Origin of the sequence: Pseudomonas sp. NPDC089569 (assembly GCF_050280625.1) — a bacterium.
Taxonomy (GTDB): domain Bacteria; phylum Pseudomonadota; class Gammaproteobacteria; order Pseudomonadales; family Pseudomonadaceae; genus Aquipseudomonas.
In genome coordinates this window covers 1-13,163 of the sequence record NZ_JBNNVQ010000138.1, presented here as the reverse complement: position 1 = coordinate 13,163, position 13,163 = coordinate 1, and the positions used below count along the sequence as shown (strand labels likewise).

13 protein-coding genes and 1 pseudogene are annotated in these 13,163 nt (G+C 58.3%); 7 read left to right on the top strand and 7 right to left on the bottom strand.

The features are described 5' to 3' along the window. The 3 genes and pseudogenes from ACQKP2_RS29645 to rarD all read left to right on the top strand — a co-directional run. Positions 1 to 96 (top strand): annotated as a pseudogene (locus tag ACQKP2_RS29645) (hypothetical protein); the annotation flags it as partial. A 201-nt stretch (positions 97 to 297) separates the two neighbouring features. After that, positions 298 to 1,311 carry an aldo/keto reductase gene (locus tag ACQKP2_RS29640; RefSeq protein WP_427581842.1) on the top strand — a complete coding sequence of 338 codons (1,014 nt, stop codon included), beginning with the start codon at positions 298 to 300 and terminating at the stop codon, positions 1,309 to 1,311. Positions 1,312 to 1,513: 202 nt separating this feature from the next. Further along, positions 1,514 to 2,395 (top strand): EamA family transporter RarD, encoded by an 882-nt coding sequence (gene rarD / locus ACQKP2_RS29635; protein WP_427581840.1) that lies wholly within the window; start codon positions 1,514 to 1,516, stop codon positions 2,393 to 2,395. Positions 2,396 to 2,530: 135 nt separating this feature from the next. Here the strand turns inward: rarD and hppD are convergent, their stop codons facing one another. After that, positions 2,531 to 3,607 carry a 4-hydroxyphenylpyruvate dioxygenase gene (gene hppD / locus ACQKP2_RS29630; protein WP_427581838.1) on the bottom strand — a complete coding sequence of 359 codons (1,077 nt, stop codon included), beginning with the start codon at positions 3,605 to 3,607 and terminating at the stop codon, positions 2,531 to 2,533. A gap of 228 nt (positions 3,608 to 3,835) precedes the next feature. Then, a complete protein-coding gene (locus tag ACQKP2_RS29625; protein ID WP_427581837.1) occupies positions 3,836 to 4,801 on the bottom strand; it encodes a DMT family transporter in 966 nt (321 codons plus the stop codon). Positions 4,802 to 4,878: 77 nt separating this feature from the next. Between ACQKP2_RS29625 and ACQKP2_RS29620 the strand changes: the two genes are divergently transcribed. The 3 genes from ACQKP2_RS29620 (at position 4,879) to ACQKP2_RS29610 (ending at position 7,994) form a co-directional block, all read left to right on the top strand. Beyond that, a complete protein-coding gene (locus ACQKP2_RS29620) occupies positions 4,879 to 5,751 on the top strand; it encodes a LysR family transcriptional regulator (RefSeq protein WP_427581835.1) in 873 nt (290 codons plus the stop codon). A gap of 111 nt (positions 5,752 to 5,862) precedes the next feature. Further along, complete coding sequence (locus ACQKP2_RS29615) at positions 5,863 to 7,395, top strand: EAL domain-containing protein (protein WP_427581833.1); 1,533 nt, start codon at positions 5,863 to 5,865, stop codon at positions 7,393 to 7,395. Positions 7,396 to 7,628: 233 nt separating this feature from the next. Continuing rightward, complete coding sequence (locus ACQKP2_RS29610; protein ID WP_008075430.1) at positions 7,629 to 7,994, top strand: histone-like nucleoid-structuring protein, MvaT/MvaU family; 366 nt, start codon at positions 7,629 to 7,631, stop codon at positions 7,992 to 7,994. A 174-nt stretch (positions 7,995 to 8,168) separates the two neighbouring features. Here the strand turns inward: ACQKP2_RS29610 and ACQKP2_RS29605 are convergent, their stop codons facing one another. After that, entirely contained in the window at positions 8,169 to 8,693 is a 525-nt protein-coding gene (locus ACQKP2_RS29605; protein WP_427581832.1) for a DUF4946 domain-containing protein, read from the bottom strand. A gap of 146 nt (positions 8,694 to 8,839) precedes the next feature. On the opposite strand from ACQKP2_RS29605, the gene gloA reads away from it, so the two are divergent. Next, positions 8,840 to 9,361 carry a lactoylglutathione lyase gene (gloA, locus tag ACQKP2_RS29600; RefSeq protein WP_427581830.1) on the top strand — a complete coding sequence of 174 codons (522 nt, stop codon included), beginning with the start codon at positions 8,840 to 8,842 and terminating at the stop codon, positions 9,359 to 9,361. 186 nt (positions 9,362 to 9,547) lie between these two features. Here the strand turns inward: gloA and ahpF are convergent, their stop codons facing one another. The 4 genes from ahpF to ACQKP2_RS29580 form a co-directional block, all read right to left on the bottom strand. Continuing rightward, positions 9,548 to 11,110, bottom strand: a complete 1,563-nt coding sequence (gene ahpF, locus ACQKP2_RS29595) for an alkyl hydroperoxide reductase subunit F (RefSeq protein ID WP_427581828.1) — start codon at positions 11,108 to 11,110, stop codon at positions 9,548 to 9,550. Between the two features lie 131 nt (positions 11,111 to 11,241). Continuing rightward, positions 11,242 to 11,805 carry an alkyl hydroperoxide reductase subunit C gene (gene ahpC, locus ACQKP2_RS29590; RefSeq protein WP_095194743.1) on the bottom strand — a complete coding sequence of 188 codons (564 nt, stop codon included), beginning with the start codon at positions 11,803 to 11,805 and terminating at the stop codon, positions 11,242 to 11,244. 138 nt (positions 11,806 to 11,943) lie between these two features. Continuing rightward, positions 11,944 to 12,882 (bottom strand): site-specific integrase, encoded by a 939-nt coding sequence (locus ACQKP2_RS29585; protein WP_427581825.1) that lies wholly within the window; start codon positions 12,880 to 12,882, stop codon positions 11,944 to 11,946. A gap of 62 nt (positions 12,883 to 12,944) precedes the next feature. Then, positions 12,945 to 13,163, bottom strand: a 219-nt coding sequence (locus tag ACQKP2_RS29580; protein WP_427575651.1) for an integrase core domain-containing protein, incomplete at its 5' end; no start/stop codon positions are given.

Here is a 13,163-nt window from a genome sequence, read left to right as displayed (position 1 = left end):
AACGGCCTGAACACCGTCAGCCGCGGCAAGCTGTTCGTCGAACATGAAGGCCGCCAGATCGACATCGCTTCCTGCACCCCCGCCGAGCTGAAAATCGGCGAAGGCGTTTTCACGGGCGCTTTCGCCGGCAAGCCTGGCTCCTACAACAGATGGTGGTGTTCTTGCGGGTGTCTTCGCCGGCAAGCCTGGCTCCTACGAAATGCAGCTCGGCTCCTGCGACGGTCAAAAATTGCGTTTGCGCCTGTCAGTCGTTCTGGTATTTGATTGAGCCTTTCCCACCGGTAAAAGGATTTCCTCATGAGCTATCGCACGCTGGGTCAATCGGGTCTGCAGGTGTCCACCCTGACGCTGGGTACCATGATGTTCGGCGAACAGACCAGCACCGAAGATTCCTTGCGGATCATCGACAAGGCCTGGGACCAGGGCATCAATTTCATCGACACCGCCGACGTCTATACCAATGGGCGCTCGGAGGAAATCGTCGGTGAAGCCATCGCCCGTCACCGCCATGAATGGGTGCTGGCGACCAAGGTCGGGTTCGGCCCCGTGGACGGCGTGCCGAACCGCTGCGGTCTGAGCCGCAAGCATATTTTCAACGGAATCGAGGCGAGCCTGACGCGCCTGGGCACCGACTATCTCGACATCTTCTACCTGCACCGCGAAGACCACAACACGCCACTGGAAGTCACGGTGTCGGCCATCGGCGACCTGATCCGCCAAGGCAAGATCCGTTACTGGGGCTTGTCCAATTACCGGGGCTGGCGCATCGCGGAGGTGATTCGCATCGCCGACAAGCTGGGCATCGATCGCCCGGTGATCAGCCAGCCGCTGTACAACATCGTCAACCGCCAGGCCGAAACCGAGCAGATCACCGCTGCGCACAACTATGGCCTCGGTGTGGTGCCTTACAGCCCCCTGGCGCGCGGCGTGCTCAGTGGTAAGTACGCGCCGGATGCCAAGCCGGACGCCGACAGCCGGGCCGGGCGTCAGGACAAACGCATCCTGGAAACCGAATGGCGCGTGGAATCCCTCAATATTGCCCAACAGATTCAGCAATACACCCGGGAGCGCGGCGTCGGCATCGTCGAGTTCGCCATTGCCTGGGTGCTGAACAACGCCGCCGTGACCTCGGCCATCGTCGGCCCGCGCACCGAGGCGCAATGGGATGCCTACACCAAGGCGCAAGCGGTGAAGATCACGGCAGAGGATGAAGCCTTTGTCGATTCGCTGGTGACGCCGGGGCATGCCTCGACACCGGGATTCAATGATGTGAGCCATTTTGTGCCGGGGCGTCATCCGCGAACCAACTGACCACCTTGGCCCCCTGTGGGAGCGAGCCTGCTCGCGATGGACGCCAACGATAACGCATGCGTTCAGGATGAACGCGGTGTTTTGGCGTTCATCGCGAGCAAGCTACGCTCCTACAGAAAGCAGGCTGATCGAACGGTCAGCATTCACAGGCAAAACCACGTATCCTCCGCAGCCGTTTTACGTTCAACCTCGCGAGGACAGCTTGTCAAAAGGTATCGCTCTATCGGTTTCGGCCTCGGTGCTGTTTGCCGTCATGTATTACTACACCTCACTGCTCAAACCGCTGAGCGGCGTGGAGATTTTCGGCTGGCGCATGCTGCTGACGGTGCCGTGCATGACCCTGTTCATGCTGGTGTCCGGAGAATGGCGGCGTGCGCTTGACCTGCTGCGCCGGATCGGCAGGCAACCGAAACTGGTCGGTGGCCTGATCCTCTCGTCAGCCTTGCTGGGCGTGCAGCTCTGGCTGTTCATGTGGGCACCGCTCAACGGCTACAGCCTCGATGTTTCCCTGGGCTATTTCCTGTTGCCGCTGGCCATGGTGCTGACCGGGCGCATTGCCTACGGTGAGCGCCTGTCGTACCTGCAAAAGGTCGCGGTGTTCTTTGCAAGCCTGGGCGTGCTCAACGAGTTGTATCAGGTGGGTGGATTTTCCTGGGCGACGCTGGTGGTTGTCGTGGGGTATCCGCTGTATTTCGTGGTGCGCAAATGGTTGAAGACCGACCACCTGGGCGGACTCTGGCTGGACATGACCTTGATGCTGCCCGTGGCGTACTGCTTTGTGCGCGGCGGCGAACAAGGCTTTGGCGTGTTCGCTCAGCACCCGGCATTGTCCTGGCTGATTCCGTTGCTGGGCCTGATCAGCGCATCGGCGCTGGTGGTCTACATCATTGCCAGCCGCTTGCTGCCGTTCAGCCTGTTCGGTTTGTTGAGTTATGTGGAGCCGGTGCTGCTGCTCGGCGTTGCGCTGTTGCTGGGCGAGAGCATCAAGGCCGGCGAGTGGCTGACCTATATCCCGATCTGGATGGCGGTGCTGGTGTTGATCTTCGAGGGGTTCAAGCATCTGGTCCGACAGCGCAGACCTTGATCACACGCAAACGCAACTGTAGGAGCGAGCAGGCTCGCGATGGAGGTCCAAACACCGCTGGGTGTCAGGCTGCCAGCGTTATCGTTGGCGTCCATCGCGAGCGTGCTCGCTCCTACAGGTTATCGAGCCGACAGGTTAGTCGGTGGACAGCACGCCACGACGAACCTGGTCACGTTCGATGGATTCGAACAGCGCCTTGAAGTTGCCCTCGCCGAAGCCATCGTCACCCTTGCGCTGGATGAATTCGAAGAATACCGGCCCCATCAGGGTTTCCGAGAAGATCTGCAACAGCAGGCGCTTGTCGCCCTCTTGCGAGGAACCGTCCAGCAGAATGCCCCGCGCCTGCAACTCGCCCACCGGCTCGCCGTGGTTCGGCAAGCGGCCTTCGAGCATTTCGTAGTAGGTGTCCGGCGGTGCGGTCATGAAGCGCATGCCGATGCTTTTCAAGTGGTCCCAGGTCTTGACCAGGTCATCGGACAGGAAGGCCACGTGCTGGATGCCTTCGCCATTGAACTGCATCAGGAACTCTTCGATCTGCCCGGCGCCCTTGGACGACTCTTCGTTCAGCGGAATGCGGATCATGCCATCCGGCGCGGTCATGGCCTTGGAGGTCAGGCCGGTGTATTCACCCTTGATGTCGAAGTAACGAATTTCGCGGAAGTTGAACAGCTTCTCGTAGAAGTTCGCCCAGTAGGCCATGCGACCGCGGTACACGTTGTGGGTCAGGTGGTCGATGATCTTGAGGCCCGCACCCACCGGGTGGCGATCGACGCCTTCGAGGTACACGAAGTCGATGTCGTAGATCGAGCTGCCCTCACCGAAACGGTCGATCAGGTACAGCGGCGCGCCGCCGATGCCCTTGATCGCCGGCAGGTGCAGCTCCATCGGGCCGGTCTCGATATGGATCGGCTGCGCGCCAAGTTCCAGGGCGCGTTTGTAGGCTTTTTGCGAATCCTTGACGCGAAACGCCATGCCGCACACCGAAGGACCGTGCTCGGCGGCGAAGTACGACGCGATGCTGTGGGGTTCGTTGTTGAGGATCAGGTTGATGGAGCCCTGGCGATACAGGTGCACATCCTTGGAACGGTGGGTCGCGACCTTGGTAAAGCCCATGATCTGGAAGATCGGCTCAAGGGTGTTAGGGGTCGGCGATGCGAACTCGATGAACTCGAAGCCCATCAGGCCCATTGGGTTTTCGTATAGATCTGCCATGGTTGGCGCCTCATCATGCTGTGTCATTTAACGGAACGTTAGTCACTGGCGATGCTGAGACCGGTGGGTGGCGCGCAGGAGATGCCCCGCACGCTGCGGGCGAGGAAATCACCGTAGATCAATTGAAACCCGAAATTCTTCATTGTCGACCCAAGGTGCTTGCGAGCGGAAATGCGTTGCCACAAGACGTTATTCTTATATGCGTAAACCGATTCTACACAGCGTAAATCAATTTGTCCGCCTTCTGTATAAAATCCCCTTTTTTGCGCCAGACGCAAGGGGTTTATTGCACAGGAAAATCCCCGCCAGAATCAGCGATCCACCCAGGTACATCGCCGGCGTCAATGGCTCGCCCAGCAGCAGCGCACCGAGGATGACAGCCGTCAGCGGATTCAGGGCGATAAAGACACCGGAGCGGGTCGCGCCGATTGTACGGATGCCGTCGTAGTAGCCGATGTAGGCCAATGCCGAACCCAGCACGCCCAGGTACAGCAGGCTCAGCCATTGTCGCGCACCGAGGCTGGCCAGTGCGGCCATTGTCACTTCACCGCTGATCGCACTGGCCGCCCAGAGCATCAGGGTGCCCAGCAGAATCGACCAGGTCACCGTTTGCACGGGCCCCAGGCTCTGGTTGAGGTCTTTGGCGCCCAGCGAATAGATGCCCCAGCCCAGCACGCAGCCGAGAATCAACAGATCACCGGCCCAGGCGTCGGCAGTGCCCGCCAGCAGTTGCGGGTTTCGACTGACGATCACCAGGCTCGCCCCGATGATGCAAACCGCGATGCCGACGATTTTCGCCCGGCTCAGGTGCTCCTTGAACAGCAGCCATGAGGCCAGGCCGATCACCGCCGGGTTCAACGCAACGATCAAGGACGCTCGCGATGCATTGATAAATCGCAAGCCATAAAAGAAGCAGAGGTTGTAGAAGAAGATCCCGAAAAAACCCAACAGCGCCAGACGCAGCCACTGCCTTGGGGTGGGTCGTGCCAGCGGCACGCGGGCCAGCAGCAAGTACAACAGCAACGCGGTGCTGGCCAACAGGAATCGCAGGCTGGCGGCCAGCAACGGGCTGAGGCTGTCGGCCAGCATCCGCCCGGCGACAAAGGTGCCGCCCCAAATCATCGTGACGCTCGCCAGCTTCAGGTAAACCGGGATAGCACAGGGTCGAGTGAGGTTCTGTTCGCAGGTCATCATGGAGGGCACAAGGGAAAGTGAGTCGGGTGGCGTATCATTCAGCTAATACAACTTCATCGTAAAATGAGTAATTACTCATGACACTTACCCAACTGGAAGTCTTCTCCACCGTCGCCGAGTTGCGCAGCTTCACGGCGGCGGCCAATCGCCTGGGGATTAGCCAGTCAGCCGTCTCCCATGCGTTGAAATCGCTGGAGCAGGAATTGGGCGTCGAATTGCTGCACCGCCATCAATCGCAGGTGGAACCGAGCGACATCGGCCGCCAAATCCTGTTGCGCGCGCGGGCCATGTTGGGCCTGGCCGACACCTTGCGCCAGGAGGCGGCCGACGCCCGCGGCATGAAACGCGGGACCTTGCGCATCGGCTCGTTCGGCCCCACCTCTTCGATCAAATTGTTGCCATTGATCCTGCGGCACTACCACGCCGCTCATCCCGGCATTGAGGTTCATGTGGTCGAAGGTCCGGACCGGCAGGTGATCCAGTGGCTGGAGGAGCGACGCATCGATATCGGTTTTGTGGTCTTGCCTGACGAGCGTTTCGACACCGTGGCGCTGATGGAGGATCGGATGGTCGCGCTGTTGCCCGCCGATCACCCCCTGGCAAACCGCGACAGCGTCAGCCTCAAGGATTTGTGCCACGACCCTTTCGTGCTGACCGAAGCCGGCTCGTCGGAGCTGGTTTCACGCCTTTTCAACGCCGCACGCCTGACACCCGACATCCGTTTTCGTTGTTCGCAGTTAATGAGCACCCTGGACACGGTTGGCCGCGGTGAAGCATTGACTGTCGTTGCCGAAGGCTCGCTACCTGACCTCAGTGACCCGCGTTACGTGAAAAAGCCGTTAGCGCCAGCGGTTGTGAGACACGTTGGCCTGGCGGTGCTCGATCAGCGCCAGTCATCGCCAGCGGCGCTGGCATTTATCACGCTCGCACAGCGATTGAACCATCGATGAACCCCACAAGTACCGCAGGCCAACTATCATGGATCCAAACCGGACTCTTGTTGCGGGGTATCGCCCCCGCCAGCCGTTGAGAGCCTTTGTACATCGTGAAAGGTTCCGCGAATGCCACTGACCGACAAATCCCGCAAGCGCAGCATCAGGACCGCTGTGACCTTAGCCAGTGCATTGCTCCCGGTGTTGCTGGGGTCGGTCATTCTTTACCTGCAGGCTGAACGTACATTGCAGCAAAGCGCTCGACTGACCGCTGAGGAGGCCCTGAAGCAGTTCGATCTGATGCTGGACAATACGTCCCAGGCAGCACGGGAATTACTGCCACTGGCCGGCAAGAGTTGTACCGATGTCGAATTGGCCTTGCGTGAGCAAGTCACCCGGCGCCCTTTCGTGCGTTCAACCAATCTGTTGTGGGACAACGCCATTTATTGCAGTTCACTGTTTGGCAACTATCACGAAAAACTGACCCACACGGACTTTGTCGATAACCGCCTGCTGCTGATCAAGGGCAACCCGATCACACCTGATACGGCCTTGCTGATCTATCGGCTCAATGTTGGCGAAGGCGGCGCCATGAGTACGCTCGATGGTTACCACCTGAGTAACGTGTTGCGCATGATCGGGCACCACACGTTGCTGATCCTGCAAGTCGGCCCCAACTGGTTGTCCGCCGACGGTCAGTTCCACGAGGGCGCCGCGCAGGACTTCCCGGTCGCCAATTCCCGGCTTGAATCTTCGCACTATCCGTTTGGCGTGAAGGCCGGGTTTCCCGCCGGCGAAACCTGGCGCTACATGAGCAGTGAGTACCCGCCTCTGTTCAGTCTTTTGATTTTTTTCGGCGCGGCGTCCGGTGTGATCGGGCATTTTCTGCAAAAACGCACGTCGTCTCCCACTCACGAAATGAAGCGGGCGCTGGAGGCAATGGAGTTCGTTCCATACTTCCAGGCGGTCGTGCATGGCGACAGTAAAAAACTCTCGGGGGTCGAGGTTCTGATGCGCTGGAACCACCCCAAGGAAGGCCTTGTTCGCCCCGACCTGTTCATCCCTTTCGCCGAGCATACCGGGTTGATCGTGCCGATGACCCGCTCGTTGATGCAGCAGACCGCCGCATTGCTCGGGCCGCTGTCGTCGTCATTCCAGGCCCCCTTTCACATCGGTATCAACATCACGGCCAATCACTGCCAGAACTTTGATCTGGTTCAGGATTGCCGCGCATTCCTCGAAGCTTTCGCTCCCGGTTCCATCTACCTGGTGCTGGAGTTGACGGAGCGCGAGCTGATCGAGCCTACGGCGCTCACTCACCAACTGTTCGAGCAATTGCACGACTTGGGCGTGAAGATCGCCATCGATGATTTCGGCACCGGTCACTCCAGCCTCGGCTACCTGCGTCAGTTCAATGTCGATTTCCTGAAAATCGACCAGAGCTTTGTTGCCATGATCGGTATCGATACACTTTCCAGCCATATTCTGGAAAGCATCATCGAACTTGCCGCCAAGCTCGAACTGGCCCTGGTTGCCGAGGGCGTGGAAACCCAGGCGCAAAGTGACTACTTGAGCGAGCACAACGTTAACTTCCTGCAAGGCTATCTGTACGGCCGGCCGATACCTGGCACCGAGTTCATTAATGCATTAAGTGACCATTAACTAACGAAATTAAGCGACAAGCCTGCGATAGAACCGACCAATTTGATTCAAAAGGCTACTCTTGTTACATGAAAGAAAAGACATGATTTACTCCTGATCAATTAACTACTACAATTTTTGATGCCTGCGGTAATTTGGCAGGTGAGCCATTTATCACCGAGTCGCTTCAAGGCCCTTGCTTATAGCTTTGTTTGCGGTTGGTATCAGCCACACACACTATTGGAGTAAAGATATTGTCCAGACTCGCTGAATTTCGTGCAGCTGAAAAAGCCCTTCAAGAGCAGCTCAAGCAGCTTGAGTCCCTGAAGAACGATGCCGGGCTCAAGAAGGAAATCGAATTCGAAGAGAAGCTCCAGGGGCTGATGAAAACCTACGGCAAGAGCCTGCGCGACATTATCGCCATTCTCGACCCGAACCCGGCGAAATCCGGCCTGCAACAGGCCGCAGCGCCGAAAACCCGCCGCGCTCGCGTGGTCAAGGTTTATCAGAACCCGCATACCGGCGAGCTGATTGAAACCAAGGGCGGCAACCATCGCGGCCTGAAAGCCTGGAAAGAACAATACGGTGCCGCCACCGTCGATTCCTGGTTGCGTGGCTAAGCCATCGCGCAAAAAAAAGCCCTGCCATTGCAGGGCTTTTTTTCGTGAGTACCATCTAGTTGCAACCAGACAGAGCAATCAAGTCACTCTTTTGCCAACAACTTTGTGCTTAATCCCTTTGGGTATCTAATTTTTCAGCTCAGACGCAAAGCCTGCAGCCACTAAAGTCTTCGATTAAAGTTTCAAGGCGTTACGCACCGCCGCTATTTCATCCTGACTGGCCTTATAAGCCTCAGCCTGCCCTGCATAGGAAAGAACGTAGGCTTTATCGGCATCCACGGCAGCCACCAATGTTTGAGAAAGCACGTGACGACCGTTTTGCGTGATGGTGCAGGTTGTTTCCAGCGCTGACAGCCGACTCAAGGTCGTGGGATGAATTCGGTTGCAGACACTTTGATAACCGCCCTGAAAAAAGTCTTTCTGCACCGACTTGCGCATCTCCAGCAAAACGCCTTCGAGGTTCACCTGATGCCCGCTTTCGACTTGCGTCCTGGTCAACTCCATGACCATCACCGGCATACCGCTCTGATCGTTTTTCACGGCGCGCTGGCGAGAAACGCTGGATGGCGCATTTTGCTGCGCGATTTCTTCGACCTGCCAGCCGGCGGGCCAGGTCATGGCCGCCTCTTCAGCGCGAACGCCAGTCACTGCGCCCAATACGCCCATCAGGATGAACAAGGTTCCAGCCAATCGAATCATTGCAATGAACACTCAGGGATTTAACCTGCGAAGTCTGAGCCTCGACCGGCCGCCAGGCAATAGCCGACGCTTTGGGTTTGGTGATGGCCGAACCCTTGCGTATCATTGACGTCATTCGTCAGCCCCACTTATTTTCCGGAGGGCCCATGAGCCTGCACGAACTCAATACCTTTCCCGGCGTCACCGCACAGCCTGACACCGCCACCCAGAAGTTTGTCTTCAACCACACCATGCTGCGGGTCAAGGACATCACCAAATCCCTGGATTTCTATACGCGCATCCTCGGCTTCACGCTGGTGGAAAAACGTGATTTCCCCGAGGCCGAGTTCAGCCTGTACTTCCTCGCGCTGGTGGACAAGGACCAGATCCCGTCCGATGCCGCCGCACGCACGCAGTGGATGAAATCGATTCCGGGCATTCTCGAACTGACTCACAACCATGGCACCGAGAACGATCCGGACTTCGCCTACCACAATGGCAACACCGACCCACGCGGTTTTGGTCACATCTGCATTTCGGTACCGGACATCGTCGCCGCCTGCGAGCGCTTCGAGGCACTGGGCTGCGACTTCCAGAAACGCCTGACCGACGGCCGCATGAAAAGCCTGGCGTTCATCAAGGACCCGGACGCCTATTGGGTTGAAATCATTCAACCGGCCCCGCTCTAAACCTCACCGCAAATCCACTGTAGGAGCGAGCACGCTCGCGATGGTTTCAAGAGCGCCGCGGGGCATCAGACACCCAGCGTTATCGTTGACGACCATCGCGAGCGTGCTCGCTCCTACAGAGAAACCTGCAAGGAATAAAAAAACCCGTGATCGCTCACGGGTTTTTTGTGTTTGCGGTGTGGTGTTTTATGCCGGGGCCGAAGTCCGGATCAAATGGTCGAACGCACCGAGCGAAGCCTTGGCACCCTCACCCACGGCGATCACGATCTGCTTGTACGGCACGGTGGTCACGTCACCGGCGGCGAAGATGCCTGGCGCCGAAGTTTCGCCACGGGCGTCGACGATGATCTCCCCGCGAGGCGACAGCTCGATAGTGCCCTTGAGCCAATCGGTGTTGGGCAACAAACCGATTTGCACGAAGATCCCTTCCAGTTCGACGCTGCGCAATTCATCCGTCTGACGATCCTTGTAGCGCAGACCATTGACCTTCTGGCCATCGCCGGTCACTTCAGTGGTTTGCGCCTGGGTGATCACGGTGACGTTCGGCAGGCTGTGCAGTTTGCGCTGCAGGACCGCGTCGGCGCGCAGCTGTACGTCGAATTCCAGCAGCGTGACATGGGCCACGATACCGGCCAGGTCGATGGCCGCCTCGACACCGGAGTTACCGCCACCAATCACCGCCACGCGCTTGCCCTTGAACAGCGGACCATCGCAGTGAGGGCAGTACGCCACGCCCTTGTTACGGTACTGCTGTTCACCCGGCACGTTCATTTCGCGCCACCGGGCACCGGTGGCCAGGATTACAGTCCTGGCCTTGAGCCTGGCACCACTGGCAAAGTGCACTTCGTGCAACCCGCCCTCCTTGGCCGGCACCAGCTTGTCGGCACGTTGCAGGTTCATGATGTCGACGTCGTATTGCTTGACGTGCTCCTCCAGCGCCACGGCCAGTTTCGGCCCTTCGGTTTCCTGCACCGAAATGAAGTTTTCGATAGCCATGGTGTCCAGCACCTGCCCGCCGAAACGCTCGGCAGCGACACCGGTGCGAATGCCTTTGCGGGCGGCGTAGATGGCCGCCGATGCACCGGCCGGGCCACCGCCGACCACCAACACATCAAAGGCTTCTTTGGCACTGAGCTTCTCGGCCTGACGTTCGATGCCGCTGGTATCGATTTTCGCGAGAATTTCTTCCAGACCCATGCGGCCCTGACCGAAGTTCACGCCATTGAGGTAGATGCTGGGCACCGCCATGATCTGGCGCTCGTCGACTTCCGCCTGGAACAGCGCGCCGTCGATGGCAACGTGGCGGATGTTCGGGTTCAGTACCGCCATCAGGTTCAGCGCCTGGACAACGTCCGGGCAGTTCTGGCAGGACAGCGAGAAGTAAGTCTCGAAGTTGAACTCACCCTTGAGCGAGCGGATTTGCTCGATGACTTCGACACTGGCCTTCGAAGGATGGCCACCGACCTGCAGCAAGGCCAGCACCAGGGACGTGAATTCGTGACCCATCGGGATGCCGGCGAAACGCAGGCTGATATCGGCACCCGGGCGATTGATCGAGAACGATGGCTTGCGTGCATCGTCACCGTTATCGAGCAAGGTAATTTGGCTGGAAAGACTGGCAACGTCCTTCAACAGTTCAAGCATTTCACTGGATTTCGCACCGTCGTCGAGGGAAGCAACGATCTCGATCGGTTGGGTGACCCGTTCCAGGTACGATTTCAACTGGGCTTTAAGATTGGCGTCCAACATACGGGGCGATTTCCTTTATCAAATTCTTTGCATAAAAAAACGCCCGAGCGAATCTCGCCCGGGCGTTTTTAGTGGGCGGTGCAGCTTACTGGGTAGGTGCGCAGCAGCGCCCTTTGTTGCGTGTCACGGACTTAGATCTTGCCGACCAGGTCCAGGGACGGAGCCAGAGTGGCCTCGCCTTCTTTCCACTTGGCCGGGCAAACCTGACCAGGGTGAGCGGCAACGTACTGGGCAGCCTTGATCTTGCGCAGCAGCTCGGAGGCGTCACGACCTACACCGCCGTCGTTCAGCTCGACGATTTTGATCTGGCCTTCGGGGTTGATCACGAAGGTGCCGCGATCAGCCAGACCGGCTTCTTCGATCAGTACGTCGAAGTTGCGGGAGATCACGTGGGTCGGGTCGCCGATCATGGTGTACTGGATTTTGCCGATGGCTGGCGAAGTGTTGTGCCAGGCAGCGTGGGCAAAGTGGGTGTCGGTGGAAACGCTGTAGATCTCGACGCCCAGCTTCTGGAAGGCGTCGTAGTTGTCGGCCAGGTCTTCCAGCTCGGTTGGGCAAACGAAGGTGAAGTCGGCCGGGTAGAAGAACACAACGGACCACTTGCCTTTCAGGTCAGCGTCGGACACTTGTACGAAGTCGCCGTTTTTGTAGGCGGTCGCTTTGAACGGTTTAACTTGGCTGTTGATGATAGGCATCGTTGACTCTCCGTCAGGGGTTGAAAAGTTGATGGAGTGAACTCTACCCACTCGACGGACGGTTGGCTCATTGGCAAACCTCATGTTGCTGATTGGCTTTCGCTATTAGCCAGGAGTGTTAATAGAAGAAAACCGTATTTAGGCGCCAGGCGACTTTTCCTCGATGCGCGTCATGCCGAGAAATGGACTGGCCTCGATGTAGCGCAGGGCGGATTTCATGTCTTTCCAGCCGACATAGCTCATCAATGACTTCAAGTCCCAGCCAGCTTGATGCGCCCAGCTGGCAAACCCACGGCGCAAGGAGTGACTGGTGTAGTGCTCGGCGGCAATACCCGCGCGCCCCAGCGCCTGGCGCAGCAAAGGAATGATGCTGTTGGCATGCAAGCCCTCCTCGCTCAAATGCCCCCAGCGATCGATGCCACGAAAAACCGGCCCGCGCACCAGAGCGGCTTCGCTGATCCATTCGATATACGCCTGCACCGGGCATAAACGCTGCAACGCCGGGGTCTGGTAGGTCCGGCCAAGGTTTTCGCGATCACTCTTGCTGCGGGGCAGGAACAGGGTGATGCCAGCACCTGCGCTGACTTGCACGTGCTCGATTTGCAGTCGACATAACTCGTCGCTGCGAAAACCTCGCCAGAACCCCAACAGAATCAAGGCGGTATCCCGCCTTGCCCGCAACAACCCCGGCCGATCCCCCTCAGCCCTGGCGATGCGCGCCTCTTGTTCGAGCCAACCAATCACTTGCTCCAGATGCTGCAGATGCAACGGCTCGGCCTGTTTCTCCCTGGCCGGATGCAACGCACGAATACCCTTGAACACCTTGCGCACCACCGGTGCCTTCGTCGGATCGGCGAAGCCCTGGCTGTTATGCCACTGCGCAAGCGCCGACAATCGCAGTTTCAGGGTGTTGATCGACAGCACGTCGGCATGGGCGACCAGATAACGCGCCACGCTGTCACTGGTTGCCGGCAGGAAACCGCCCCACGTCACCTCGAAATGCTCGATGGCCGCGCGGTAGCTGCGACGGGTGTTATCGCGCGTTGCGGCTTGCAGATAACGGTCCAGATCACTCATGAAAATTACCTGTAGGAGCGAGCATGAACTGGTCAAGTAATTCTGGACACCAGTTAAGGTTTTCACGCCGCCAGTTTCTCCATAGCTACCGGCGATCGGTAGCCGTTGTAGCTATGGAGTCTGACGTTGTTGTAACGCATCACATAACGCTGAATATCTACCCGAGCTTCATGCTCGGAGCTGTAGCCGTCTTCTGGCACCCACTCTGATTTCAGGCTGCCAAAGAAACGCTCCATCGGGGCGTTGTCCCAGCATTCGCCCTTACGACTCATGCTTTGCAA

Coding starts and splice junctions, on each gene's coding strand:
- ACQKP2_RS29625 (WP_427581837.1), bottom strand. CDS start 4,801: ATGATGACCTGCGAACAGAACCTCACTCGACCCTGTGCTATCCCGGTT.
- ACQKP2_RS29605 (WP_427581832.1), bottom strand. CDS start 8,693: ATGATTCGATTGGCTGGAACCTTGTTCATCCTGATGGGCGTATTGGGC.
- gloA (WP_427581830.1), top strand. CDS start 8,840: ATGAGCCTGCACGAACTCAATACCTTTCCCGGCGTCACCGCACAGCCT.
- ahpC (WP_095194743.1), bottom strand. CDS start 11,805: ATGCCTATCATCAACAGCCAAGTTAAACCGTTCAAAGCGACCGCCTAC.
- hppD (WP_427581838.1), bottom strand. CDS start 3,607: ATGGCAGATCTATACGAAAACCCAATGGGCCTGATGGGCTTCGAGTTC.
- ACQKP2_RS29585 (WP_427581825.1), bottom strand. CDS start 12,882: ATGAGTGATCTGGACCGTTATCTGCAAGCCGCAACGCGCGATAACACC.
- ACQKP2_RS29640 (WP_427581842.1), top strand. CDS start 298: ATGAGCTATCGCACGCTGGGTCAATCGGGTCTGCAGGTGTCCACCCTG.
- ACQKP2_RS29615 (WP_427581833.1), top strand. CDS start 5,863: ATGCCACTGACCGACAAATCCCGCAAGCGCAGCATCAGGACCGCTGTG.
- ACQKP2_RS29620 (WP_427581835.1), top strand. CDS start 4,879: ATGACACTTACCCAACTGGAAGTCTTCTCCACCGTCGCCGAGTTGCGC.
- ahpF (WP_427581828.1), bottom strand. CDS start 11,110: ATGTTGGACGCCAATCTTAAAGCCCAGTTGAAATCGTACCTGGAACGG.